This window comes from Collinsella aerofaciens ATCC 25986 (assembly GCF_964239575.1).
In the GTDB taxonomy this organism is placed as follows: Bacteria; Actinomycetota; Coriobacteriia; order Coriobacteriales; family Coriobacteriaceae; genus Collinsella; species Collinsella aerofaciens_BQ.
Genome location: NZ_CAXSQQ010000002.1, coordinates 124,707 through 148,860, shown reverse-complemented (window position 1 = coordinate 148,860; position 24,154 = coordinate 124,707). Strand labels below are relative to the sequence as shown.

Annotated in this window: 21 protein-coding genes, 1 pseudogene and 1 riboswitch; of the genes and pseudogenes, 18 read left to right on the top strand and 4 right to left on the bottom strand. The window is 60.7% G+C overall.

The window, feature by feature from the left end:
* Window positions 1–135 precede the first annotated feature (135 nt).
* A complete protein-coding gene (locus tag ACESUZ_RS02550; protein WP_373198259.1) occupies window positions 136–1,095 on the top strand; it encodes a 3-hydroxyacyl-CoA dehydrogenase in 960 nt (319 codons plus the stop codon).
* A 97-nt stretch (window positions 1,096–1,192) separates the two neighbouring features.
* Window positions 1,193–1,654, top strand: a pseudogene (locus tag ACESUZ_RS02545) (aryl-sulfate sulfotransferase); the annotation flags it as partial.
* A gap of 14 nt (window positions 1,655–1,668) precedes the next feature.
* Here ACESUZ_RS02545 and ACESUZ_RS02540 read toward each other — a convergent pair.
* Both ACESUZ_RS02540 and ACESUZ_RS02535 read right to left on the bottom strand, forming a co-directional pair.
* Window positions 1,669–2,808, bottom strand: a complete 1,140-nt coding sequence (locus ACESUZ_RS02540) for a DUF389 domain-containing protein (protein ID WP_373198257.1) — start codon at window positions 2,806–2,808, stop codon at window positions 1,669–1,671.
* Window positions 2,809–3,022: 214 nt separating this feature from the next.
* Window positions 3,023–4,726 (bottom strand): OPT/YSL family transporter, encoded by a 1,704-nt coding sequence (locus tag ACESUZ_RS02535; RefSeq protein WP_373198255.1) that lies wholly within the window; start codon window positions 4,724–4,726, stop codon window positions 3,023–3,025.
* Window positions 4,727–4,918: 192 nt separating this feature from the next.
* Between ACESUZ_RS02535 and ACESUZ_RS02530 the strand changes: the two genes are divergently transcribed.
* The 13 genes from ACESUZ_RS02530 (at window position 4,919) to ACESUZ_RS02470 (ending at window position 16,683) form a co-directional block, all read left to right on the top strand.
* On the top strand, window positions 4,919–5,770 hold the full coding sequence (locus tag ACESUZ_RS02530) for a type III pantothenate kinase (RefSeq protein WP_373198253.1): 852 nt from the start codon (window positions 4,919–4,921) through the stop codon (window positions 5,768–5,770).
* A gap of 83 nt (window positions 5,771–5,853) precedes the next feature.
* The gene (locus ACESUZ_RS02525; RefSeq protein WP_089572276.1) at window positions 5,854–6,378 is read left to right on the top strand and encodes a deoxycytidylate deaminase; all 525 of its coding nucleotides are present in this window, start codon (window positions 5,854–5,856) and stop codon (window positions 6,376–6,378) included.
* Window positions 6,379–6,549: 171 nt separating this feature from the next.
* Window positions 6,550–6,828, top strand: a complete 279-nt coding sequence (locus ACESUZ_RS02520; RefSeq protein ID WP_035137589.1) for a NifU family protein — start codon at window positions 6,550–6,552, stop codon at window positions 6,826–6,828.
* 109 nt (window positions 6,829–6,937) lie between these two features.
* On the top strand, window positions 6,938–7,759 hold the full coding sequence (lgt, locus tag ACESUZ_RS02515) for a prolipoprotein diacylglyceryl transferase (RefSeq protein ID WP_373198251.1): 822 nt from the start codon (window positions 6,938–6,940) through the stop codon (window positions 7,757–7,759).
* An 83-nt stretch (window positions 7,760–7,842) separates the two neighbouring features.
* Complete coding sequence (locus ACESUZ_RS02510; RefSeq protein ID WP_373198250.1) at window positions 7,843–10,026, top strand: DUF6020 family protein; 2,184 nt, start codon at window positions 7,843–7,845, stop codon at window positions 10,024–10,026.
* A 165-nt stretch (window positions 10,027–10,191) separates the two neighbouring features.
* Entirely contained in the window at window positions 10,192–10,998 is an 807-nt protein-coding gene (locus ACESUZ_RS02505; RefSeq protein WP_035137586.1) for a YebC/PmpR family DNA-binding transcriptional regulator, read from the top strand.
* 165 nt (window positions 10,999–11,163) lie between these two features.
* The gene (locus tag ACESUZ_RS02500; protein WP_368140274.1) at window positions 11,164–11,709 is read left to right on the top strand and encodes an Asp23/Gls24 family envelope stress response protein; all 546 of its coding nucleotides are present in this window, start codon (window positions 11,164–11,166) and stop codon (window positions 11,707–11,709) included.
* Window positions 11,702–12,079 carry a DUF2273 domain-containing protein gene (locus ACESUZ_RS02495; protein WP_227790587.1) on the top strand — a complete coding sequence of 126 codons (378 nt, stop codon included), beginning with the start codon at window positions 11,702–11,704 and terminating at the stop codon, window positions 12,077–12,079. Before ACESUZ_RS02500 ends, ACESUZ_RS02495 begins: the two co-directional genes overlap by 8 nt.
* Before the next feature lie 44 nt (window positions 12,080–12,123).
* On the top strand, window positions 12,124–12,651 hold the full coding sequence (locus ACESUZ_RS02490; RefSeq protein WP_373198247.1) for an Asp23/Gls24 family envelope stress response protein: 528 nt from the start codon (window positions 12,124–12,126) through the stop codon (window positions 12,649–12,651).
* Window positions 12,652–12,857: 206 nt separating this feature from the next.
* A complete protein-coding gene (locus tag ACESUZ_RS02485) occupies window positions 12,858–13,880 on the top strand; it encodes a YitT family protein (RefSeq protein WP_373198245.1) in 1,023 nt (340 codons plus the stop codon).
* A gap of 150 nt (window positions 13,881–14,030) precedes the next feature.
* Window positions 14,031–15,386, top strand: coding sequence for a DUF4013 domain-containing protein (locus ACESUZ_RS02480; protein WP_373198243.1), 1,356 nt, complete (start codon window positions 14,031–14,033; stop codon window positions 15,384–15,386).
* Between the two features lie 195 nt (window positions 15,387–15,581).
* Window positions 15,582–16,190 (top strand): DUF4234 domain-containing protein, encoded by a 609-nt coding sequence (locus tag ACESUZ_RS02475; RefSeq protein ID WP_152073374.1) that lies wholly within the window; start codon window positions 15,582–15,584, stop codon window positions 16,188–16,190.
* Window positions 16,183–16,683, top strand: coding sequence for a DUF2752 domain-containing protein (locus tag ACESUZ_RS02470; RefSeq protein ID WP_373198241.1), 501 nt, complete (start codon window positions 16,183–16,185; stop codon window positions 16,681–16,683). Before ACESUZ_RS02475 ends, ACESUZ_RS02470 begins: the two co-directional genes overlap by 8 nt.
* A gap of 100 nt (window positions 16,684–16,783) precedes the next feature.
* Here ACESUZ_RS02470 and ACESUZ_RS02465 read toward each other — a convergent pair whose 3' ends face one another.
* Window positions 16,784–18,247, bottom strand: coding sequence for a M20 family metallopeptidase (locus ACESUZ_RS02465; RefSeq protein WP_373198239.1), 1,464 nt, complete (start codon window positions 18,245–18,247; stop codon window positions 16,784–16,786).
* 162 nt (window positions 18,248–18,409) lie between these two features.
* On the opposite strand from ACESUZ_RS02465, the gene ACESUZ_RS02460 reads away from it, so the two are divergent.
* The 3 genes from ACESUZ_RS02460 (at window position 18,410) to groL (ending at window position 22,583) form a co-directional block, all read left to right on the top strand.
* A complete protein-coding gene (locus ACESUZ_RS02460) occupies window positions 18,410–20,053 on the top strand; it encodes an amidohydrolase (protein ID WP_373198237.1) in 1,644 nt (547 codons plus the stop codon).
* A gap of 502 nt (window positions 20,054–20,555) precedes the next feature.
* Window positions 20,556–20,849: a co-chaperone GroES gene (gene groES / locus ACESUZ_RS02455; RefSeq protein ID WP_040358989.1), complete on the top strand. Its 294-nt coding sequence runs from the start codon at window positions 20,556–20,558 to the stop codon at window positions 20,847–20,849.
* A 96-nt stretch (window positions 20,850–20,945) separates the two neighbouring features.
* Window positions 20,946–22,583 carry a chaperonin GroEL gene (gene groL, locus ACESUZ_RS02450; protein ID WP_006234938.1) on the top strand — a complete coding sequence of 546 codons (1,638 nt, stop codon included), beginning with the start codon at window positions 20,946–20,948 and terminating at the stop codon, window positions 22,581–22,583.
* Between the two features lie 298 nt (window positions 22,584–22,881).
* Here the strand turns inward: groL and ACESUZ_RS02445 are convergent, their stop codons facing one another.
* Entirely contained in the window at window positions 22,882–23,577 is a 696-nt protein-coding gene (locus tag ACESUZ_RS02445) for an NYN domain-containing protein (protein WP_373198234.1), read from the bottom strand.
* Between the two features lie 380 nt (window positions 23,578–23,957).
* Window positions 23,958–24,150: riboswitch (FMN riboswitch) on the top strand.
* Window positions 24,151–24,154 lie beyond the last annotated feature (4 nt).

Here is a 24,154-nt window from a genome sequence, read left to right as displayed (position 1 = left end):
GAACCCTGAGATAATGAACAGGTGTTGCCGTTCGCCGCAAATTACCGCCCGTTTATAGAACCCACCCCCAGCGCGCAGTCCCCTTACGGTTGAATAAATACATATCTATGGAGTTACGTAAGAGAGGACCGTCCCATGAGCTACAAGACCGTTTGCGTTGCCGGCGGCGGCGTGTTGGGAAGCCAGATTGCCTTTCAGGCTGCCTACTGCGGCTTTGATGTAACGATTTGGCTGCGCAGCGAGGGCAGCATCGGCCGCACCCAGCCCAAGATCGATCATGTGCGTGAGGAGTACATCGCTGCTATCGAGGGCATGGCGGACGGCACGGGCGAGTGGTGCGCCGGTATCGCCGATAGCGGCCAGCCCTTCGACAAGGAGGCGGCACTCGCTGCCGTCGAGTGTGCCTACTCCACGCTCAAGCTGGAGCTCGATCTTGCCAAGGCAGTGGCCGACGCCGACCTGGTCATCGAGTCTATGGCTGAGGACACTCAGGCGAAGATCGACTTCTACAAGAAGCTCGCCCCGGTTCTGCCGCAAAAGACCGTCATCGTGACCAACTCCTCCACGCTGCTGCCGAGTACCTTTGCCAAGTACACCGGCCGCCCCGAGAAGTACCTGTCGCTGCACTTTGCCAATTCCATCTGGAAGAACAACATGACCGAGGTCATGGCTCAGGACCAGACCGACAAGCGCTATTTCGATGAGCTCGTCGACTTTGCTAACGATATCCGTATGCTTGCCCTGCCCGTCAACAAGGAAAAGAACGGCTACCTGCTCAACTCCATGTTGGTGCCATGGCTGCTCTCGGGCCTTGACCTGTATGTCTCGGGCGTCAGCGACCCCAAGAGCATCGACCTCGCGTGGACGCGCGGCACCGGCGCTCCCAAGGGTCCGTTCCGCGTGTTCGACACGGTGGGTATCCAGACGGCCTATAACATCGTCATGCAGTATCAGAAGGTCCCGGGCCTGGTGAGTCCGCTGCTCAAGAAGATGATGATGCCCTACAACTTTAAGGCTATGGCCTCCGTCCTCAAGAAAATGCTCGACGAAGGCAAGCTGGGCGAAAGCTCGGGCGAGGGCTTCTTCAAGTACTAAAAAATGATCCCTCGGGGACGGAGGAAAGCGGATCATTTTCGGCCGCCAACAGTGAGAAGATGGACCCAGAAATAGAAAGGAGTGGCAATGGGCCGGCTCGGGCTTTGAGGACAAGTTGCTGCAGGCCCAGGGCGATTTTTCGCTCAACGCGGGCCAGCACAGCGTGACGTATCTGCCGAGTTCTGACACGGCAACGACTGGTCGCTACCAGGTGCTGCTATACGACAACAACTTTGGTGCGGCCGAAAGCTATCCCAAGTTCGACTGGGGCCAGCTGGGCGCCGCGGTGGTGACCGACTACAGCCGCGGCTCGCATTCGTTTGGGCGCATCTTTACGGTGGACGAGGTGGCACGCACCTACGGGCTCGAAGACCAGATCGCGGTGCCGTTCTCGGGCTACGTTAGCAGTGTGCAGCGCGTCGGCAATTCGAACAGCATGCTCGTGGCATCGGGTCAGGCCAAGACCTTTACCGAGTACGATCGGTATGGTCTACCCATCGCTACCTTTGAGATGGAAGCCGAAAAGTACATCTATCGCGTGTACAAGTACGATCTGTAGGGCCGCGCTCTGCATCACTTTACGTCAAACTCCACGCGATCGAGCTCGGGTACGTTGAGGTCGATGAGCTTGCGGGCAACGCGACGGTCGTGCGCCCCGAGCGCCTCGCTTGTCGTCACATGGGCGACAATCTCGCGCTCGACGATGCCCTCCTCCTCGCCTTCGGTAGCCGAGGTCTCGACGGCGACGGTGTAGTCCTTAAAGCCTGGCAGCACCGCCGCAAGCTCGCGCGTGGTTTCGGTGACGCCGTAGCCGTCCTGCACGCCGGCCTGCGCCGAGCCAATGGAACCCGCCGTCATAACGATGCAGGGGATGGCAAAGACTACCGTGCCCACAATGATGCGGCGGCGCACCTTGCGCGATAGCTCGTCGACCTCTGCATTTTCCTCGGCGGTCACAATGCCGTCGCCGTTGAGGTCGCGCTTGAGCGGCACGCGCAAAAGAAGCAGCACGGCTTCGGCAGCCAGTGCGATAAAGACCACGTTGATGCCAAACTCATAAAGCGCCGAGAGAAACAGTGATCCGCTTGCGATGGCGATGCCATAGCCCGCCGCGCACAGGGGCGGCATGAGCGCGGTCGCCACGGCCACGCCGGCGATGAGCGTGGCGGGTTCCTGGTCGCGCGAGTTGCCCAGGCCACCCGCAAAGCCGCCCGCGAGCGCGACGGCAAGGTCCCAAACAGTCGGTGTCGAATTGTCGATGATGGCGGCCGTGGTGGTGCCAAGGGGCGAGAGCTTAAAGTACAACGTGGACGTGACCAGGCAAAAGGCCATCTGTAGAGCCAAGCTCGCGACGGCCTCAAGGGTGATCTCGCGGTCGAGCGTGGCGATGCCGTATGCCATGGCAAGGACCGAGCCCATGAGCGGGCAGATGAGCATGGCGCCTACAATGGCGATATCCGAGTCGATATCGAGGCCGATGCTCGCGATTAGCATGGCAATGATCAGGATGCATAAGTGCGTGCCAGTCAGGCGCGCCCCGTTTACAAAGCGCTTGCGAATCACGTGATAGGGCGCGCGGCCCTCGCGAATGTTGAATGCCTGCTTTAGAAAGCGGCTTGCGTTCTCCATAGCCTCGCTGTGGGCGGGGCGGATGCCATGGCGCCGATGATGGCGCTCGCGCAATCGCTTAATCTGTTGTTTGTCGAGTTCCATGTTCACCTCGTATTGCCGCAGGAACGCGGGTGCGCTCGCAGCATGTACTCTACACCGTGGCGGGCGGGGCGGTCATCTTGACATGGAACTTAGGCGAGCAGGCAAAGGAAGACACGCCACATACAAGTACTGCCGAGGGTTTCGGCAGATACAAAAAGCGCGGGGCCGGATGGTCTCCGACCCCGCGCTCTGCACGGGTGCGTTGTTGTTTGGTTTAGCCCAGCAGGCTCAGGCCAACAGAGATAAACGCCAGGATAACGCCGACGATAGACTCGCCGCCCAGCAGGCCGCTGGCGACAACCAGGCCCTGTTCCTGGAAGGCGGCGTCCTTGGCAGCCCTCTCCTCGTCCGAAAGACCGGCCTCGGCGTCGCGGTGAGCGGCCCACTTGTCGTAGGCGAGCTTAACGCAAGAGCCCAGGAAAGCCGTGAGCGACATATAGAACGGCAGGTACACGCCCAGGCCGATCATCATGGCCGGAATGCCGAGCCAGTACATGACGATGCCGGCGATAAAGCCGCCTGCGAACCACGGCACGCTCGGGATGCCCGAGACCATGGTGGCGACCACGCTTGCCTGTGCGGCAACGAAGCTCTTGTCGGGGCCGAAGGCGTCCGGACCATAGGCGGTGACGAGCGCGACCATGACGGCGGCAGCGACCAGGGCGCCCACGATGCCGCCGATGGCCTGGCCGACCCACTGTGCGCGCGGGTTGGTGCCCAGCACGGCGCCGGCCTTAAAGTCGTTCATGACGTCGCCCGCAAGGCCGCACGCCACGGCCACGATGCCGGCGATAAAGAACAGTTTGACCTGGGCGAGCTGCGCGAAGGCGGCAACGATGAGCATGACGATGAGGCCGAAGATCTCCATGGGGTCGATACCCGTCTGGCCGCAGCTCTGAGCGCTCATGATGGTAGTGACAAAGGTGAACAGCGTGACGATGACGGCCGGGACAGGGCCAAGGTCGAGCGCGATGGCAACGATCACAGCGATGGCTGCGGTGCCCAGACCGATGATGCCGGCGTCGAGCTTAAGGGAGCCCGAGATGAGCGATTGCTCGTCGGTGTCGGTGGAGCTGTCGGCGGTAAGGCCGCGGATGATGCCGGCGACCTGCGGCAAAATGTCCTTAAGGACGACGGCGACGCCAAAGCCCATCATAAGGCCCATGCCGAGGGACTTGACGATGCCCTGCGCGGTCACAACATCGAACAGGCCGGCGGCGGTGCCGCCGACGATGATGCCAAAGTTGCCCAGCAGCGCGCCGGCAAACCAGAACGCGACGGGGGCGAAGCCCACCAAAAAGCCGATGGACAGCAACATGGGTGAGTTATAGATGGCAAAGGTCACGCCGGGGATATTGAGCGTGCACAGCATGCTGGGCACCACGCCCAGAGCGTCGCGCAGCACGCTGTAGATGCCTGCGATGGCCATGGAGCCAAAGAGCTGTTTGCCGATCTTGCCGCCGGCCTCGGTCGCGCGCAGGGTCTGAGCTGCGGCGTTGCCAGTGGGGAACTCAAGCGCGGCGTCCACGATAAAGTGACGGTGGATGAGCGCTGTCGCCAGAAGGCCCAAGACGGTGCCGGCGAGCGCCACGATAAACATGTCGAGCCAGCTGATCTGGTCGGCATAGCCCAGCATCCAGGCGCCCGGGATGGTAAACGCCAGGCCGCCGGCGACCATGGCGCCCGCGGACATGATGGTATGGGTGACGTTGGCCTCGTTGAGGCTGGCGTTACCCATGAGCTTCAGGAAAAACAGCGAAATGACGGCAGCGAAAATGATTGGCCAGGGGAGTGCGCCCATCTTGAGGGCCGTGTAGGCCGAGCTTGCCGTGATGATCGCGCAGCCAAGGACGCCGATGACGACGCCGCGCAGCGTGAGTTGACCGCGCATCGAGGCGCGGTTCGAGGGATTGCTCATATAGAACTCCTTTGCGTATATCCGCTTCCCCCGGGAGCGCCGCTACGGATACGGCGCGGGAAGTCGGGTTACCAAGGGCCGCCGCGTGAGCTCGCAAACGACCGCGCACCAGTATAGCCGCAAGTTAGTCATTTTGGGATGACTGGTTTAGGTAGGCGATATACTGCTGGGCAGACGAAAGGAGCGCCGACGATGCTTAATGGGTGCGCATATATATTGACGATCGACGTGGGCAACACGTTCATTCGCTTTGGCCTGTTTGCCGAAGATTCGGCCGCGGCGCAGGAGCGCCCGCTCGCGACGTGCGAGATCACGACGCCGTCGAGCATCACAGCAGACGAGGCGCGCATGCGTCTCGTGCAGGTCATGGGCGCGCTCGCCGCCGATGCGGGTGTGCCCGGGGTGCTCGTACCCGCCGCGGCCGTGCTGAGCTGTGTGGTCCCGGCGCTCGAGCGCCCGTGGAAGGCGGCGCTTTCCCGTACCTGCACGGGGCGCGTGCTCACGGTGGGGCCGGGACTTAAGACCGGCATGCCCGTGCACTACGACGATCCGGCCGAGATTGGCCCCGACCGCATTGCCGATGCCGTGGCGGCCCGCGCCGTCTACGGCTCGCCGTGCATCGTGATTGACCTGGGCACGACGACCAATATCGAGGTCATCGACGCGCATGGCGCCTTTGTTGGTGGCGTTATCGCGCCGGGGCTGGCGCTCGGCGCCCGCTCGCTTTCGGCGGCAGCAGCGCGCCTGCCTCAGGTTGAGCCCTCGGCGCCGACGCACGTCATCGGCCGCAATACGCGCGAGGCCATGCGCTCGGGCGTGGTTTTGGGCGAGGTGGCCCGCATCGACGGCATGCTCGACATGGTGCTCGCCGAGATGCGTGCGACCAAGGCCGCGGGGGAGGGCGATGTGCCCATCGTCATTACCGGCGACGATGCCGAGGCGCTTGCGGCGCTGGTCGGCCATAGCCTGACGGTCGACGATGCGCTGACGCTGCGGGGCCTCGCCGAGCTCTACCACATCAACCAAAAGCCCCGCCGCGCGTAGCGATGGGGGCAATGGGACAAAAACGTCTCCACCTTCCACCTGCTACAATGGGTCAAACTATTGCGATTTCGGAGGTGTCTGCCATGTCGGACGATCTTCATCAAACCGCGTCGGGCAAGCGCCGCGACGTTATTAGCTGGGATGAGTTCTTTATGAGCGTGGCCATCGCCGCGCAGCGCCGCAGTAAGGACCCCAACACGCAGGTGGGCGCGTGCATCGCCAGCACCAACCACCGCATCCTTTCGGTGGGCTACAACGGTACGCCCTCGGCGCTCAACGACGACTTTTTCCCGTGGGGCACGAGCGATGACCCGCTGCAGGACAAGCATAACTACGTAGTCCATGCCGAGGCCAACGCCGTGCTCAACTATCGCGGCTCGCTCAAAGACCTTGAGGGTTCCACGGTCTACGTCACGCTGTTCCCGTGCCACGACTGCGCCAAGATCCTGGCACAGGTGGGTGTGGGCGAGGTCGTCTACCTGGACAATAAGTATGCCGACACCGATGACGGCCGTATCAGCCGCCGCATTCTCGACTCCTGCGGCATCAGCTACCGCCAGGTCATCGTCGATGTCCAGATTGGTACCGGGGGACAAGCTCAGCAGTAATATGCGTTGTCGCTATCTGGCGACGAACGCAGCTCAAAGAGCCCCGTCCCAAATTGACTACTCGTGAAAGTCGCGTCTGCGCGCATGGACGGCTCGTGAGCGGGTACATGGCTGTAGTAACATAGCTTCTGTCCGCGGGCGTGCCCGCGTTATTGTGAGAAAGGAGCCCCTGTGGCTGTTAACGAAGAGCTGCTTAAGAAGGTTCTTGAAGAGATTCGCCCCAACCTGCAGGCCGACGGCGGCGATATGGAGTATGTGGGCGTCGACGACGAGGGCGTCGTTAAGCTGGAACTGCAGGGCGCTTGCGCCGGCTGTCCCATGAGCTCGCTGACCCTTTCCATGGGTATCGAGCGCATCCTGAAGGAGCACGTGCCCGGCGTTACCCGCGTCGAGCAGGTCAATGCTTCCGGCGAGGCCGAGGACCTGTACGACGAGTACGCGCCGTTCTAAGATGCGAAAGCTGCGGACGGTACGCTCCGCATAGACGTTACGTCCAAATATGCGGCTGCGAGCGCAAGGCCCGCGGCCGCATTTGTATGTAGGAAGCAGGGGGATCGATATGCTCAACGACCTCTACCATATGCTTGACCCCGTTGCGATCTCGGCGGGCCCCATCACGATCTACTGGTACGGTCTGGCCTATGTGGTCGGCGCCCTGCTCACGGCGGTCGTTATGTACCGCACGCAGCGTCGTTGGGGCTTCGACATCACGATCGATGACCTGACGAGCGTCGTGGTCGGTGCGGTCTTCGGCCTTATCATCGGCGCCCGCCTGTTTTACGTCGTCTTTTACGGCGATGGCTACTATTTGGCCCACCCGCTCGAGATCTTTGCCACCAACGAGGGAGGCATGAGCTTCCACGGCGGCCTGGTGGGCGGCATCTTGGGCGGCATCATCGTGTGCCACATGTACAAGCTTGACGCATGGACCATCGCCGACCTTGCCGTGATCGGCGCCCCGCTGGCCCTGTGCCTGGGCCGTTGCGCCAATTTCGTCAACGGCGAGCTGTGGGGTAAGCCGACCGATCTGCCCTGGGGTGTGGTCTTTGGCGGCACCGCGGGCGATATGCCGCGCCATCCCTCCCAGCTCTATGAGGCATTCCTAGAGGGCATCGTGCTCTTTTGCATCCTGCAGGTGCTCAGTCGCAAAAAGCCGCTGCTGCCCCAGGGTACGTTTATGGGCGTGTTCGTGATGGGGTACGGCATCGTCCGCTTTCTCGTTGAGTTCGTGCGCGTGCCCGATGCCCAGCTGGGTTATCTGCTGGGCGGCGTCATCACCATGGGTCAGCTGCTGAGTTTGCCGCTCGTGATCGCCGGTCTGGCGCTCATCATCTTCGCCCGACACCGCAATCGCCCCCAGCGCGTCTACTTGGACGCCTAACCACCAAAACCACCACAAAGGGGACAGGTACCTTTGTGGTGGTTTTGCCGAGTTTGATAGGTTTCTAGAAAGGCTTTCGGACTGTGAAGGATCCCGACCTCTCCACAACGGCTGCGCGCGACGCTGCCCGCATCGTCTGGTTTAAGCGCTATCCCGCCAAGCAGACGCTCATCGCATTTTTGCTCGCGCTGTTGGCGACCACGGCGTTTTCCATCGATCCCGCCCCGGTGTCGAGCAACGCAGTCTTGGCAATTGACCCCAAAGCCTCGGGCATGCTGTACGTGTGCTACGAGGTGCTCCTCTCGTTTGCCGGCCATACCGACGCGGTCATGCTGCTTGCGCTTGCCTGCCTGCTTACGCTGCCGTTTCGCTACGTGTTCTTTGGCCGCGGCGACGCTTGGCGTCCCTCGGTGATCCTTCCGTCGCTGTTCTTTGCCGTCTGCATGGTGTTTGGCCGCAGCTACGACCTCACCGATTCGGCCGAGATCGTGCTCGGCGACAAGGCCCGCATCATCTGCGCCTGGATAGGCGGTGCGGGCTGGATGCTCTTGGCGGTCGTTGCCTTCTACCTTGCCTTCGAGTGTCTAGATTGGCTGAGCTCTCGGCGCATTCCGTTTTCCGAAGCGCACTTTGGCCGCGTATGGCGTGTGGCTCACGCCGTGCTCTCGGTCCATCCCTTTGCCGGGCCCTTCCTGGTGCTCATGATCGCCTGGGCGCCCACGCTCATCGCTTCGCTGCCCGGCCTTTTTATGGGAGACACGGGCGCGCAGATTCGCCAGTGGTTCAACTACCCCAACGGCACGAGTGACTACCTGCGTCTGCTCAATCCCAATGTGTTGCTCAACGGACATCACCCCGTGGTGCACACGGCTATCATCGGTTCGTGCGTCCAGCTGGGGCTTTCACTGTTCAACAGTGCCAACGCAGGTCTTGCCATCTACACCTGCGCTCAGTTCGTCATCACGGCCGCCTGCATGGCCTATTCCATCTCGTCGCTTCGCAAGCTGGGCGTGAGTCTGCCGGTCCGCGGCGTGATCTTGCTGTTCTTTGTGTTTATGCCCATGTTCTCCAACTACGCGGCCCTGCTTACCAAAGATGTGCTGTTTGCCGACGCGTTTTTGGTGCTGTTGGTGCAGGCCGAGAAGCTCGTGGCATGCGGCCTGCCCCGTCGCGATGCCAATGCCGAGCGTGCGGGCGAACAGAGGCCCGTGCTCTTTGCGCGCCATGACTGGCTGCTGCTCGCTCTGGGCGCCATGGGTTCCACGTTTCTGCGTAACGGCGGCCTGGTGTTTTCCCTGGCGGCATGCGTAATCGCGGCGGCGTTTTGCGCATGGGACGCGCATGTGGCTCATCGTGCAGCCAAGCAGGCTGGTGCTGCGCCTTCGGGCGCCATCCCGCGTTTCCGCTGGGTGGGAGTTCTTGCGGTGCTTGCACTCTGCCTTGCCTCCAATATGTACTTCACTAAGGTCTTTATGCCGGCGCACGACATCACGCCTGGTTCCAAGCGCGAAATCCTCTCGATTCCGTTCCAGCAGACGGCTCGTTTCGTCCAAAAGCACGACGGCCTCAACTCGGGCGTCAACCCCACGGTTAAGGAGGACGGCACCATCGTGGAGGCTCCTTGCGACGGCTTGGTGACCGACGAAGAGCGTGCCGTGATCGACCGCGTGCTCAAGTACGAGAATCTGGGCAGCCGTTACAACCCGGATAAGTCGGACGCCGTCAAAAATTGCTTTAACGAGTATGCCTCGCAGGAGGACATCAAGGCCTATTTTGAGGTGTGGGCCCAGATGTTCAAAAAGGATCCCGAGTGTTATATCTCGGCGCTCATCAATAACTACTACGGCTACTTTTATCCGAGTGCCCGCGATGCCTGGGTCTACAGCACGGCGCGTAGTGCCGAGATTATGGCGAAGCCCGATAACCTCAAGTACTTCGACTTCCATCCGGTCGATAGCAAGGTTGTGCGCTGGTGCGACCACCTGATCAACCTGTATCGCGTGGCGGTGCAGCGCATCCCGTTTATCTCGCTCACCATGAGCTCGGCCACCTATGTGTGGATCATGATCGCCGTGGTGGTCTATCTGCTACGTCGTCATTCGTGGCGCGGGCTAGCCATTTGGGTGCCGCTGCTGGGCGTGCTCGCCGTGTGCCTGATCGGTCCCTGCAACGGCTCGACCTACATGCGCTACCTGTATCCGGTCATCGCCTGCATGCCCTTTGCCATCGGCGCCACCATCACCCGCAGCGACCTCCTCTGGTCCTAATTTGGTGCAAAGGGGACAGGTTACTTTGCACCAAAGGGCGGCATCATCACGACGCCTTCATTTTGGGGTTTATCTCGCAGGCCAGTAGGTATATCATAACGACGTTTGTTTATATTGCCCGAGCATCTGCGCTGGGCTTTAGGTCGAAACCGATAGGAGACACGTATGTCCGGACACTCTAAGTGGGCCACAACCAAGCATCGTAAGGGCGCGCAGGACGCCAAGCGTTCCGCCCTCTTCTCCAAGCTGAGCCGCAACATCACCGTTGCTGCCCGTCTCGGCGGCGACCCGCTGCCCGAGAACAACGCCAGCCTCGCCGCTGCCGTTGCTAAGGCCAAGGCTCAGTCCATGCCCAAGGACAAGATCAAGTCCGCTATCGACAAGGCCTTCGGTTCGGGTGCCGATGCCGCCGTCTACGAGAACATCGTGTACGAGGGCTACGGTCCCGCCGGTGTCGCCGTCTACGTTGACTGCCTGACCGACAACCGCAACCGTACCGCCGCCGATGTCCGTTCCGCCTTCTCCCACGCTGGTGGTAACCTGGGCACCTCGGGCTCCGTCGCCTTCCAGTTTGAGCGCAAGGGCCAGATCGTCGTCGCCAAGGAGATCCTGGACGAGAACGCCAAGAAGGAGACCATGATCGCCAACGGTCCTGCCGGTGACGAGGATGAGTTCATGATGGCCATCGCCGAGGCCGGTGGCGAGGACTACGAGGACGCCGGCGAGGAGTGGATCGTCTGGACCGCTGCTAACGACGTCATGGCTGTCTCCAAGGCGCTCGAGGAGCAGGGCGTCCAGGTCAAGGGCTCCGAGACCACTATGGTTCCGACTACCCCGACCGAGGTCTCCGGTACCGACGCCAAGAAGGTCCAGCGCCTCATCGACCGTCTTGAGGAGCTCGACGACGTCCAGGATGTTTACAGCACCATGGACATGACCGACGAGGTCATCGCTGCCCTCGAGGAGGAGTAGCGCCCACACGGGTTAAGCCGTGCATATCTGGGCATAATGAAGCGAGCATGCAAGCCTCGTGGAATAGATGAGCCGGATCCGCGTGCGTATAGCACCGGACCCGGCTCTTTTATAATGATGCGAACCGTTTTGCATTCTGTGGACCGAAACCTGAAGGGAGCGCGCGTGCGCGTACTCAAACGAGCCCTAGCGATCGTGTATCTTGCCGCCGCCATCGTGGCGCTGGGTACGCTTGTCTGCCAGTTCTGGGGACCGTATACGTATCGCTTTATGCTGCTGTTGCGTGACACCATGCCTCGCGTTGTCGTTACGGTGTGCGCCGCTATCGTGGCGCTTGGCGTGCTCATCGGTTTTTTCCGCCTGATGTTCGCGCGTCGCGAGCCGTCCTGCGTGCATCCGGCAGGGGAGCGCAATATCGAGGTCACGCTTGCAGCGCTTTCCTCGTGCGCCCGTGCCGCGGCGGAGTGCGATGATCGCGTGATGGTTGAGCATATCGAGGCGCGCGTTCAAGGCTCCGACGAGTCGCGCGTTCGTTTTAAGGTCGAGGCCATCGCACTCGACGACCGGGACGTGGCCTCTCAAGCTATCGCGATGCAGCAACGCATCGAGGAGGCCTGCGACACCATGCTCGGCACGCCGGGCACGACCGCGCGCGTCCGTTTTTTGCCGTCCAAGACTACCGTCCAGACCGTGGAGGTTTCCGGTGAGTGATACCAACCAAGACAAGACCGCCCGCACGCCGCGCTTGACGATCGACCAGAACGCTACGCCGGCAGGCGAGTCCGCCGACACCAAGCCCGAGGCCGGCGAGCAGCACGACAGCGCCGCCAACGACTTTGACGAGGCCATGGGTCTCATCAAAGGTACGGGCGCTGCTATCTGGAGCTACGCCGTGCGCCACCCCAACACTACGCTCGGCGCCTTGGCAGGCTTTATTCTCGCCGTGCTGGTACTTACGTTGGGCCTGTGGGACACGCTCGTCATCGCATTCTTTGTGCTGATCGGCGCCGTGATCGGCCAGATTCGCGACGGCGAGAACGGTATCGTCAACTTCTTCGGCCGTCTGTTTAGCGGCCGCTAATACGTATTCGACTGTCGCATCCGCGGCAGGCATAAGGAGGAACCATGGCTTTTAACACGAAGGTCGATGTAGCCGATACCGAGCTCGAGACGAACGAGGCCGTCGCCGCCGAGGCGGAGGACGTAACGCTCGAGAACGAGGCGCTCGTCGAGGCCGAGTCCGATGCGGATGAGGACGACGAGGAGATGGACGAAGAGGCGGACGAGTCCGAGGACTCGCTGACCTATTCCAACGGCGTGATCGAGAAGATCGTCGCCATGGCCACCCGCGAGGTACCGCACGTTCTGGGCATGAAGGGTAACCTTATGCACTTTGTGCAGGAACAGTTTGGTGCCGAGAACCTGACCAAGGGCGTGACGGTCGAGGTCACCGACGACAACCGCGTGGTCGTCAACATCTCGGTCATTATCGAGTACGGTGCCTATGCGCCTGCGATCTTTGACGACGTTAAGGCGCGCGTCACCGAGCGTCTGGCCGCGATGACCGGCCTTGAGGTGGCAGGCGTCAACCTGCGCATCGAGGATGTCATCACCCCCGAGGAGTACGAGCATCGCACCAGCCAGCACGAGTAACCTAACAAAAAAGATGGGTTTGTTTTGACAGGTTTTACCTGCGAAAACGTTAAACGGCCGGTCGCACGGATGTATGTGCGGCCGGCCGTTATTTGTATGCCCCCGATGCAGGCATACCGCTCGTCTAACTAAGGGTTGCATTCGTTACGTTCCGCGTTACCCTAATGGGCGCATTGTTTCTAAATTGTTAACGAGGGGTTGCCGTAATGGCTGACGAACACGAGACCGAAAGCAAGGCATGGGCGATTGAGGCCGCTGCGGCAGAGGCGGCATCGCGTGCTGCCGAGGAGGTGCATCGTCCTCCCGTGGTGCCGATGGAGCGCGTTGTCGGTCGCGAGGATATCGAACGTGGCGAGCGCGCCGGCCGCAAGCGCAGCCAGGAGCCAGACTTTCCGCGCTTTTTTGCCGAGCTCAACCTGGGCCTGATCCTCACGGCCTTTGCCATCGTAGCCTTTAAAACGCCCAATCACTTTGCCTTCGGCGGCACCTCGGGCGTGTCGGTCATTCTTTCCACGCTGTTCCCGACTCTGCCCGTCGGCGTCTTTATGTGGATTATCAACGCGGTCCTGGTCATCCTGGGTTTTATCTTTTTGGAGCGCAAGGCAATCCTTTGGAGTGTCTTTGCCTCGTTTGCGCTTTCGGCCTACGTCTCGCTGTTTGAGCTCTTCATTCCGACGGATGTTTCGATGACGGGCGATATGTGGCTCGACCTGTGTTTTGCCGTCATCTTGCCGGCGCTGGGCAGTGCCATTGTCTTTGACATTGGCGCCTCGACGGGCGGCACCGACATTCTTGCCATGATCCTCAAGCGCCGCACGACGCTCGAGATTGGCCGCGCCCTGTTGCTGGTCGATATCGGCATCGTAACCATCGCGGCTTTCCTGTATGGCCCGCGCGTCGGCCTGTACTGCGTGCTCGGCCTGTTTGCCAAGACGCTCGTGGTCGATAAGGCCATCGAGAGCATTCACCTTCGTAAGGTCTGCACGATTATTTGCGCCGAACCGCGCAAGGTCGAGGAGTTTATCGTCAAGCATCTCAACCGCACAGCAACAATCAGCCGTGGTTACGGCGCCTTCTCGGGCAAGTGCGTCACGGTGATTATGAGCGTGCTGAGCCGTCGCGAGGCAGTGCAACTGCGCCGCTATACCCGCGAGATTGACCCTGGTGCCTTCATCACCATCGTCGATAGCTCCGAAATCGTCGGCAAGGGCTTCCGCGGCACGAACTAGCCCTGGTGCGCACTTTGAATCATTGAATAAAGCTACCCACGTTGCAAATCGGTCATCTTGGGGTATTTGTCCCCATATTGGGCGATAATGATGCCAAAGACATCGTTTGCGATCCAGGTGATTCGCTCTAGATACGAAGGGATGATTTCGATGTTCTGTTCGCAGTGTGGCGCCCCCATGGGCGATAACGACAAGTTCTGCGGCGTGTGCGGTGCCCCTAATACCGAGGTCAAGGCCGCCGGTCCCGCTCCGCAAGCTCAACCTCAGCCGCAGGGTCAGCCGTTTGTCCAGCCGCAGCCGCAGCCGTTCGTTGCGCCCCAGCCGGCTATGAACGCGCCCAAGGGTTGCATGGCTCAGGCCTTCAACGACATGCTTAAGGTTCCCGGCGCCTTGGTTCGCGTATGCCAAATCGCCTTTTTGCCGGCTCTGATCTGTGTTGTCTCGGTGCTGGTGCTGTTTATCCCCGTTATCGGCGGTATCGCAGCGGCCATTGGCTTTTTGCTCGCGTACGTGGCAAGCGTGTGCGGCGCGGGCTTTGCCATCGAGTGGGGTCGTGACCTGTCGCTCAAGGATGATAACGGCATGGAGCGTCCGCTGCTGCGCTCGACCTCGTTTGGATTGGGCATTTTCTCGTCTGTCATTACCGGTGTGCTCGAGTTCGTAGCCATTATTCCGGTGATTGGCGTGGTGTTCTCGGCTATCGAGAGCGTCGTGATCGGTGCCGTCGGTTCATATTATTTCAATGGTTCGAGCGGTCTTGAGGGTGCCCTCATCGGTTCGATGGGGCTGCTTGTCTTTGCCATGATCGTGTCGGTGGTACTGGGCATCTTCTTTAAGATGTTTGGTGATGCCGCCGTGATGCACTTTGCCGTCGCGGGGCGCGTGGAAAGCGCGTTTTCGCTCGAGAAGGTCTGGAAGTCTTATAAGGCCAACCTGGGCAAGCTATTCTGCGCCTCGATTCTTCCCGAGTTTTTGACGGGCATCGTGTCGAACATTATCACGTGGATCTTCACTGCCCTCTTTGGCTTTATCGCCGCGCTGGGAATTAGCAGCTACGGCTATTATGGCTACTATTCTCGCCCGTCGGGCATAGAGGCAATCATCGAGGGCGGCGGCATTACGCTCATCCTGTTCTTGATGATCGTTGCTTTTGTCACGGTGTTCCTGACTGTGTTTGGCAAGATGCTCAAGTATCGCGCCGTTGGCTATTGGGCGGCACGTCATGCCAGCGAGTGGGCCGATGAGGATGCCGACGATGTCCTGACGTTTGTGCTCCCGGGTGAGAAGAAGCCTACTCCTGCGGGATTCAACCCCACGGCCGCCACTGGTGCTGCGCCTGCCCCGGCACCTGCTCCGGCACCTGCCCCTGCACCTGCTCCGGCACCTGCCCCGGCGCCTGCCCCGGCGCCCGAGGCGACGCCTGCGGAGCCCGATTGGAATGCCGTTGCCACGCCGGCGGATGAGCCGGGCGATAATCCTGCTGCCGAAAACAATCAAACCGAATAGTCGGTCGAGGCGCCCTGGGCAACTGAGCCCGGGGTGCCTTTTTCTACTGCGGAAGCAAGAAAATGCCTGGGAAAACGGTTGCAGCATAATTTCTCGGAAATTGGCCAATGTTGCGCAACAACGTCGCGGCTATTGTTGAGAACATAGACGTGTAAGGTTTGAAGGCGTGCAACGCCTTAGGAAAAGGAGAAGCTTATGTTCTGTCCCACTTGTGGTTCTCCCATTTCGGATGATGCCAAATTCTGCCCTGTTTGCGGATCCGCCGTTGGTGCTGCTTCTGCCGCTGCGGCCCCGCAGCCCCAGCCCGCTCCGGCCCAGACTATTCAGCCCGCGCCCCAGCCTCAGCAGCAGTACACCGGTCAGTACGCCCAACAGTCCGCATCCGCTCCGATGGGCTATGGCCCCGTCAAGGCTGACCGCAGCCTGATCGGCTGGCTGCTGCTCTCTCTTGTGACCTGCGGTATCTATTCGTTCTACTTCCTGTATTGCTTGGCCCGCGACATCAATGTCATGTGCCAGGACGACGGCGATTCCACGCCGGGTCTGGCGGCATTCATCTTGCTGTCATTTGTGACCTGCGGCTTCTACGCGTACTACTGGTATTACAAGATTGGCAACCGCCTGCAGGCCAACGCTCCTCGCTACGGCCTGGTGTTCCAGGAAAACGGCACCACCGTTCTTCTGTGGCAGATCATCGGCGTGCTGCTGTGCGGTCTTGGCCCCATCTTTGCCATGAACATCATCATCAATAATACCAATGCCATGGCAACGGCTTACAACATCCGTCTTGGCGCTCATGCCTAACAATAAAGGCGGCGTGAACAGCTCCCAGGGACATAAGGGCACGGCGGAGCTCCTTCGCCGCGCCCTTTCTTGCACCGGCGCGCTCTTTGTCGCCTGGCTCGCGCTCTACCTGCTCGACATCGGCTGCATTTTTCGATTGATGACGGGCATTCCTTGTCCGGGATGCGGTATGACGAGGGCGTGGCTGGCGGCGCTGCGCCTCGATTTTGCGGCAGCCTTTGCCTACCATCCGCTGTTTTGGGTGGTGCCGATTGCGTTCGTGCTCGCGTTCGTGCGCAAGGAGACAGCATCGAGCAAGCTAAAGCGTGGTATCGACATTGCGGTCGCCATGTTGTGCGTGCTGGTCGTCGCCGTATGGATCGTGCGCCTTATCAACCCGGCAGACGCGGGCCTGCTCTTTGGTGGTCACGCTCCCGCCGGAGTTCCCACCGATATCATCCACCTCGAACCCCCACGCTGGCTCTGCGATTTAGGGACGGGGTTGAAATGGTAGAAATAGCGTTTGACAAATGAGCGGGGGCGGACGAGTCGAAACGTCCGCCCCCGCTTTGACATCGCGATGTGGCTATGACTGCGAGATGCCAGCGAATCGACTACTCGTCGTGCTTCCCCTCGCGGCGTGCAGCAGCCCGCGCATCGTGGATGCCCTTGATTGCGGCATGGCGGGCGGTGCGGGCATCGTGCATGGCGTCGCGCGCCTCAGCGGCCGTTGCCTTGGCAGAGCGCAGTTTGGCGGCCAAGTCGGGGTTGGTTTCGGCAACCGCGGCGATCGTGGGGCCGTCGAGCTCCTCTTGCGTGGGCTCGGCCAAAAAGTCGATGGCATACTGGGCGGCTATCATGGAACCCTTGGACAGTACCGACTCGTCAATCTTGTAGAAGCAAGAATGTTGGGCGTACGTGGCGCCAATCTGGGGGTTGCGTGTGCCAACAAAGGCGAGCACGCCCGGTACGCGGCGCAGATACTCCGAGAAGTCCTCGCCCGAAAGCGTGCCACGGTAATGGCCTTCGCCGGCCGCACCCAGGCACTTGACCACGGCCTGACGACAACGCTCGCTCGAGGCGGCGTCGTTTTCGACCTTATAGTTGGCGATGGTGTAGTCGGTAAGTTCGGCCTCGGCGCCCAGGGCCGCCGCAGTATGCTCCACGATGCGGCGCATGAGCTCGGGCATTTCCTCGTGCGTCGAATCGCCATAGGTACGCACCGTGCCGGCGAGGTAGGCGGTGCCGGCGATGACATTGCGTGCGGTGCCGCCGTGCAGCTCGCCGACAGTGATGACAGCAGGCTCGTAGGGGCTGATTTCGCGTGAGACGATGGTCTGCAGGGCGTTGACAATCTCTGCCGCCACCATAACGGCGTCGTGGCCGCGCTGGGGCATGGCGCCGTGGCATGAGGTACCGCGAACGTCGATGCGGAACCAGTCGGTATTGGCCATGCGCGGGCCGGGCTCGCAGCTCACGGTGCCGGCATCGACCTCGCTCCAAATGTGCGCGGCGTAGGCGCCGTCGACGCCGTCGAGCACACCCGTGCCGATCATGAGTTTTGCGCCCTGGCCGTTTTCCTCACTGGGCTGGAAGACGATGCGGATCTCGCCGTGGATGTCGTCGGTCATATGGCGCAGGATTTGCAGCGTGCCGAGCATCATGGCGATATGGCAGTCGTGACCGCAGGCGTGCATGCAACCCTCGTTGACGCTGGCGAACTCCTCGCCGGTCTGCTCGGTGACGGGCAGGGCGTCGATATCGGCGCGCAGCAGGATACGGCGGCGCGGCGTGCCGTCCTCGCGATAGGCGTCGGGCGCGGTGCCGCGAAGCGTTGCCACCAAGCCGGTCTTGAGCGGACGCTCGTAGGGGATATTCATGGCGTCGAGCTGGTTGGCGATGTCGGAGGTCGTGCGCTCCTCGGCGAGGCTCAGCTCCGGGTGCTTATGGAAGTGGCGGCGCTGCTTGATGATATAGGGCTCAAACTCGGTAGCGATATCTTTGATGGCTGCGGTGACGTCGTCAGCCGCGCGAGCCTCGGTCGCCGCCATAATCTGCTGTGCCTTGGTCTTCGTCATGGTCGATTTGCTCCTTGCTGGGTTGATCGCAAAATCGTACAGGCTCTCTCCAGTATGCCACCTGCCGCTAGGGCTGGTAAAGTTGCCGTTTGCCGCTTGGGGTTTTGTTACAAGGGCGGGGGAGTACACTCGGGGGTGTTGAATTTCCTGCCAGAGATGGGGATGCCCATGCAACATATCGATCGGATTATCCGCTCCAAGAACGTCTTTACCGCGCAAGACGACATCGATACCGCCCGCGAGCTGGCGATTGCCATCGCAGGCGACCGTATCGTCGCAGTCGGTGCGCCCGATGACGTGATCGCCGCCGCTCCCGCCGCCACGTCGGTTATCGACTACGGCGAGCAGTTTGTCTGCCCCGGTTTCCATGACGCTCATCTGCACTTCTTCCATACCTCGGTCGGTTCCTCGCCGTACATGCTTATGGATATGGGCACGTCCGAGGCTGCGCTGGTGCAGCACGCGCTCGAGTTTTCCCGGGACCTGCCCGACGACGCTTGGGTTGTGACGCAGGGCTGGCGTGATTACCGTTGGGACCCGCCCGAGCATCCTACCAAGGCGTCGCTCGATGCGGCATTCCCCGATCGTCCCTGCGTTATGTATTCGGGCGACGGGCACACGCTTTGGCTCAACAGCCGCGCACTCGAGGCGCTCGGCGTCACACGCGACAGCGAGCCGCCAGCGGGCGGCAGTTACGACAAGGATGCAAACGGCGAACTCACGGGCATTGCTCACGAGGCGGCTGCCATGCAGCTGCTACCGCGCTGCCTTGAGTGGCTGGGGGAGGATCGCATCGCAAGCGCTTACGCCGATCAAATGAGGCGTATGGCCGAGCAGGGCATCACCTCGATATGCGATATGTCGCTCATGCCCATGCCGGGCTGCGATTTTATCCGCGACGACGTCTACGACAAACTGCAGGCAGCCGGCAAGCTGGGCATCCGAGCCCATCTGTTCCCCACGCTGCTGGATGACCAGTCGCGCTTGGAAGAGCTGCAGGCCCGCTACGCGAACAACGCGCTGCTCTCGGCACCGGGCTTTAAGCAGTTCTTCGATGGCGTGTCGAGCGAACACACGGCGTATCTCACCGAGCCCTATACCAATCCGCGCTTCCCGGGCGACCAGGGCCGTCTGACGGTTCCGGCCGAGCGTATGCGCAAACTGGTCCTCGCTGCCGCGGAGCGCGGTCACACCGTGCGCATCCACGTCATTGGTGACGGTGCGATTCATGCCGCGCTGGATATCTTCGAGGAAGCGGCCGACCTGTACGGCCTGCCCCAGCACGGCCATAACACGCTCGAGCACCTGGAGAACCTCCTGCCCAAGGACATCGATCGCTTGCGCAAGCTCAACGTGGTTGCTTCGAGCCAGCCCTGTCACATTACACTCGACCCGGGTGGACCGGAGCGCGATCTGGGCCTGGAGCGCAGCCGCATCATGTGGCCGTTTGCGACCTATAAGCAGCGCGGCATTCGCCAAGCTTTCGGTACCGACAGCCCTATCACGCCCGTTACCAGCATGAACGTGCTCTACACGGCTATCACGCGCCAGGACCCCAAAAGCCACTGGCCCGAGGGCGGCTGGTTACCGAGCGAGCGCATCGATGCAGCAACAGCCCTGCGCAACTACACGCTTGGCAGCGCGTACGCAGCGGGCGACGAGCAAAACCTCGGCAGCCTGGAGCCCGGCAAATACGCCGATCTGGTAGTCCTGGACCAAAACCCGCTCACCATCGACCCCCAAGAGCTCCAGGCTACCAAGGTTCAGGCAACCTATCTGGCAGGTAACTTAATCTACGAGCGTTAGCCCCACATCCCATCCCTCAGTTGCGGTGAAATAGTCCCTAAAAGGGGCCTTCAAGCCCAAAAACAGGAACTATTCCACCGCAACTTAAAAAAGCGCGTCCCGACAACGTGCCCCTATCTTGTGCATTCTATCCGCGTCGCCATTTTGCTGCACTGACTTTTCTGAATGCCGGGCCCGATAACGTAACCCCAGCTCCCGCGTGGCTCCGGAGGGGCGGGCATAAGGTTTATCGCGAGTTCCGCACGAGCCGAAGGCCACTTAATGTGGCCTTCGTGCGAGCAGGACTGCCCGAGCAGGAAACCTTATGCCCGCCCTCCGGAGCCACGCGGGAGCCACCGCTAAGTTATCCCCCGGCATTCAGAAAATCTAAGTGCCAAAAAATAAGATTTTTTGACTCCGTGTTGTATAACCCGTCATTCGTGGGTACCATTCAACGCGTACGCAAACGAAGTAGGGAAACCCGCGCGGCCCAACCGCGCGGCCCACAAAGGAGGAAACAAGCATGTCGTCTTTGAAGCCGCTTGCAGATCGCGTCCTGGTCAAGCCCGACGAGGCCGAGCAGAAGACCGCTTCTGGTCTGTACATCGCCAGCAACGCTCAGGAGAAGCCGCAGCGCGGCACTATCGTTGCCGTTGGCGCCGGTAAGGTCAACGACAAGGGCGAGCGCATCCCCATGGACGTTCAGGTCGGCGACGTTGTCATCTACGGTAAGTTCGGTGGCAACGAGGTCAAGGTCGACGGCGAGAAGTATCTGCTGATGCGCGCCGACGACATCTACGCCGTCGTCGAGGCCTAGTCTCGTCAGAATCTCTGATTCGTCTTTGAACGCGTCCGCCGTATAAGACTCGGAAGCGGCGACGCGAGTCACATTTCTTTTGGAGGATTACTCACCATGGCAAAGAACATTACGTTCAACACCGATGCCCGCGCTAAGCTCGCCAAGGGCGTCAACACTCTGGCCGACGCCGTTACCGTCACCATGGGCCCCAAGGGTCGCTACGTTGCGCTGCAGCGCACGTTCGGTGCCCCGACCATCACCAACGACGGCGTTTCCGTCGCCAAGGAGATCGAGCTCGAGGACAACATCGAGAACATGGGCGCTCAGCTGGTGAAGGAGGTCGCCACCAAGACCAACGACACCGTGGGTGACGGCACCACCACCGCAACTCTGCTCGCTCAGGCCATCGTCAACGACGGTCTGCGCAACGTCGCCGCTGGCGCCAACCCGCTGGCCATCCGTCGCGGCATCGACAAGGCCGTCAACGCCGCCGTCGCCGAGATGAAGAAGCAGGCTAAGCCGGTCGAGACCAAGGAGCAGATTGCTTCCGTCGGCACCATCTCTGCCGGTGACCCCGAGGTCGGCGAGAAGATCGCCGAGGCCATGGAGGTCGTGGGCAAGGACGGCGTCATCACCGTCGAGGATTCCCAGACGTTCGACATCACCATCGACACCGTCGAGGGCATGCAGTTCGACAAGGGCTATGTCTCCGCTTACTTCGTCACGGATAACGACCGCATGGAGGCCGTGATGAAGGATCCGTACATCCTCATCACCGACCAGAAGATCTCCAGCGTTCAGGACATCATGCCCGTTCTCGAGGCTGTCCAGCGCGCTGGCCGTGGCCTGCTCATCATCGCTGAGGACATCGACGGCGAAGCTCTGCCTACCCTGGTCCTCAACAAGATCCGTGGCGCCCTCAACGTCTGCGCCGTCAAGGCCCCGGGCTACGGCGATCGCCGCAAGCGCATTCTCGAGGACATCGCCGTCCTCACCGGTGGCCAGGCTGCCCTGGACGAGTTGGGCGTGAAGGTCGCTGACATCACCGCCGATATGCTCGGTACCGCTAAGTCCGTCACCATCTCTAAGGACAACACCGTCGTCGTCGGCGGCGCTGGCTCCAAGGAGGCCATCGACGCCCGTATCGCTCAGATTAAGGGCGAGATGGAGAACACCACCTCTGACTTCGACCGTGAGAAGCTCCAGGAGCGCCTGGCCAAGCTCTCCGGTGGCGTTGCCGTCATCAAGGTCGGCGCTGCTACCGAGTCCGAGCTCAAGGAGATCAAGCATCGCGTCGAGGACGCCCTGCAGGCTACCCGCGCTGCTGTCGAGGAGGGCATCGTCGCCGGCGGCGGCGTCGCCTTCATGGACGCTGCTCCTGCGCTCGATGCTGTCGAGATCGACGACCCCGAGGAGAAGATCGGCGTCGATATCGTCAAGAAGGCTCTGACCGCTCCGGTCGCTACCATCGCCAAGAACGCTGGCTTTGAGGGCGCTGTCGTGGTCGACAAGGTTGCCGAGCTGCCCGCCGGCCAGGGTCTCAACTCTGCCAACGGCGAGTGGGGCGACATGATCGAGATGGGCGTTCTCGACCCCGTCAAGGTCAGCCGCGTCACCCTGCAGAACGCTGCTTCTGTCGCCAGCCTGATCCTCATCACCGAGGCCACCGTCTCCGATGTGCCCAAGAACACTCAGCTTGAGGACGCTATCGCTGCTGCCACCGCTGGTCAGCAGGGCGGCGGTATGTACTAAGGCCGACAAGGTCTAGAACTCCCACCGGGAATCCGGGGGCGGGACGGGGGCTTCTCTCCGGAACGTCCTCGGTTAGATTGGGACCCCTTGTCCTGCTCCTTTGGAGCCGCGGACAAGGGGTCCTTTTTGTGCTGAATTATTGTTCAACTTTTCGAAATCTCTCATTTGTTCGACTTTAATCGACTGTCTGCTCAATTGAGTGGCGGGCTCGTCTCGACTCGCGTCTTGCAAGTTCTTGGGTAGACGGCTTGCTCGAGGTTTATGAAAGGGGCCGTCCCGCGGGACGGCCCCTTACTTGCTATCTGACTTCGGCAGGATCGAACTCATTCGATATATCTTCGATGCCATCAGATTGAAGAATGAGCTCGCTAGGCAGATGGTGGCCCATCGGATCGATTAGGAAATCGAGTCCTGCCCTTCTGGCCGTTTTTGCGACTGGGATGAAGTCTGTGTCACCAGCTATGAGAACGATTTGATCAACAGTTCTCCCATGGGCGAGCGAGGCGACATCGAGTCCGATTCTCATGTCAACACCGGATTGCTTTAACCCAACGAGGGTGAAATCTTCCTGCCCGAGGTCGGTTGTTGTCAACTCACCCTTGAGTAGCTTCTTGAGCGATTCTTGTTTCAAGTTGTAATGCGCGTTCGCTGAGCGTAGTTCGCCCATGCGCATCGCAACTTTCCTCTTCTCCCCGAGGGCTGCGTGGAAATCGGACATCCATACATTGGAGGGATGCTTCCGGCTGAACACGGTATTGTGTTCGTCCCAGGGCTGCTTAAAAGTGCCGTTTTCTAGTGGTGGACAGTTGTAGAAGAAGATTCTGTATAGGGAGCGGTCGCCGTATTCTAGCGTCATCTTTCGTTTAGCGGATATGTGCAGCAGGGCATAGGCATGACATTCCGATGCGCGCTTTTCGGGTGAAGTGTCTCCCCATAGCCTGCGCGCTCGTTTCAGGAAGAAATTTCCATCGATTAGGACAGCGGTTCTTGTCATGATATCTCCTGCTACATGAATTGACCCCCGAGCTGTGGTTCTCCGGCTAAAGATTGGAGCCACTGTCGGAGGTCTTCAAAAAACGGAGGACAGGGAGATGGCGGAAAACCTAATTTCTCTGTCTGGCTTGAGTCTACATCCATTGACTCAGCAATTTGTGGTGGAATTCGGGTTAGATTGTGGAATCGCGCCCTTTGCACTTCGGGGAATTCTGTGTTGACTGCCCTTCTTGATCTTTCGTACTTGCCTGCGATCAGTTGCTAGCGTGCTGCAGCATTGTTGTTGCGCCGCTCTATCCCGGGCGTATTTGTGGGGCGTTTCCCTACCATAAATTACCCTTGGCATACTTGCGCGAAAGCCTACTGGTGCTACACTTGCAATTGCTGTTTCAGGGCGGGGTGGAATTCCCCACTGGCGGTAAATCGGGCGGTGCCAAAGGGGTGCCGTGGCGCAGGCGAGGTGTCTGCGACCGAGCCGATGAGTCCGCGACCCGGGTGTGCGTTGGTTCGCATGCCGGCTGAACTGGTGAGATCCCAGTACCAACGGTTAGAGTCCGGATGAAAGAGGCAGGTGATCT

What these genes read in the sequence shown, in the direction of transcription:
- ACESUZ_RS02550 (WP_373198259.1), top strand. Translation starts at nt 136, where the DNA reads ATGAGCTACAAGACCGTTTGCGTTGCCGGCGGCGGCGTGTTGGGAAGC.
- ACESUZ_RS02540 (WP_373198257.1), bottom strand. Translation starts at nt 2,808, where the DNA reads ATGGAACTCGACAAACAACAGATTAAGCGATTGCGCGAGCGCCATCAT.
- ACESUZ_RS02535 (WP_373198255.1), bottom strand. Translation starts at nt 4,726, where the DNA reads ATGAGCAATCCCTCGAACCGCGCCTCGATGCGCGGTCAACTCACGCTG.
- ACESUZ_RS02530 (WP_373198253.1), top strand. Translation starts at nt 4,919, where the DNA reads ATGCTTAATGGGTGCGCATATATATTGACGATCGACGTGGGCAACACG.
- ACESUZ_RS02525 (WP_089572276.1), top strand. Translation starts at nt 5,854, where the DNA reads ATGTCGGACGATCTTCATCAAACCGCGTCGGGCAAGCGCCGCGACGTT.
- lgt (WP_373198251.1), top strand. Translation starts at nt 6,938, where the DNA reads ATGCTCAACGACCTCTACCATATGCTTGACCCCGTTGCGATCTCGGCG.
- ACESUZ_RS02505 (WP_035137586.1), top strand. Translation starts at nt 10,192, where the DNA reads ATGTCCGGACACTCTAAGTGGGCCACAACCAAGCATCGTAAGGGCGCG.
- ACESUZ_RS02490 (WP_373198247.1), top strand. Translation starts at nt 12,124, where the DNA reads ATGGCTTTTAACACGAAGGTCGATGTAGCCGATACCGAGCTCGAGACG.
- ACESUZ_RS02485 (WP_373198245.1), top strand. Translation starts at nt 12,858, where the DNA reads ATGGCTGACGAACACGAGACCGAAAGCAAGGCATGGGCGATTGAGGCC.
- ACESUZ_RS02480 (WP_373198243.1), top strand. Translation starts at nt 14,031, where the DNA reads ATGTTCTGTTCGCAGTGTGGCGCCCCCATGGGCGATAACGACAAGTTC.
- ACESUZ_RS02475 (WP_152073374.1), top strand. Translation starts at nt 15,582, where the DNA reads ATGTTCTGTCCCACTTGTGGTTCTCCCATTTCGGATGATGCCAAATTC.
- ACESUZ_RS02470 (WP_373198241.1), top strand. Translation starts at nt 16,183, where the DNA reads ATGCCTAACAATAAAGGCGGCGTGAACAGCTCCCAGGGACATAAGGGC.
- ACESUZ_RS02465 (WP_373198239.1), bottom strand. Translation starts at nt 18,247, where the DNA reads ATGACGAAGACCAAGGCACAGCAGATTATGGCGGCGACCGAGGCTCGC.
- ACESUZ_RS02460 (WP_373198237.1), top strand. Translation starts at nt 18,410, where the DNA reads ATGCCCATGCAACATATCGATCGGATTATCCGCTCCAAGAACGTCTTT.
- groES (WP_040358989.1), top strand. Translation starts at nt 20,556, where the DNA reads ATGTCGTCTTTGAAGCCGCTTGCAGATCGCGTCCTGGTCAAGCCCGAC.
- groL (WP_006234938.1), top strand. Translation starts at nt 20,946, where the DNA reads ATGGCAAAGAACATTACGTTCAACACCGATGCCCGCGCTAAGCTCGCC.
- ACESUZ_RS02445 (WP_373198234.1), bottom strand. Translation starts at nt 23,577, where the DNA reads ATGACAAGAACCGCTGTCCTAATCGATGGAAATTTCTTCCTGAAACGA.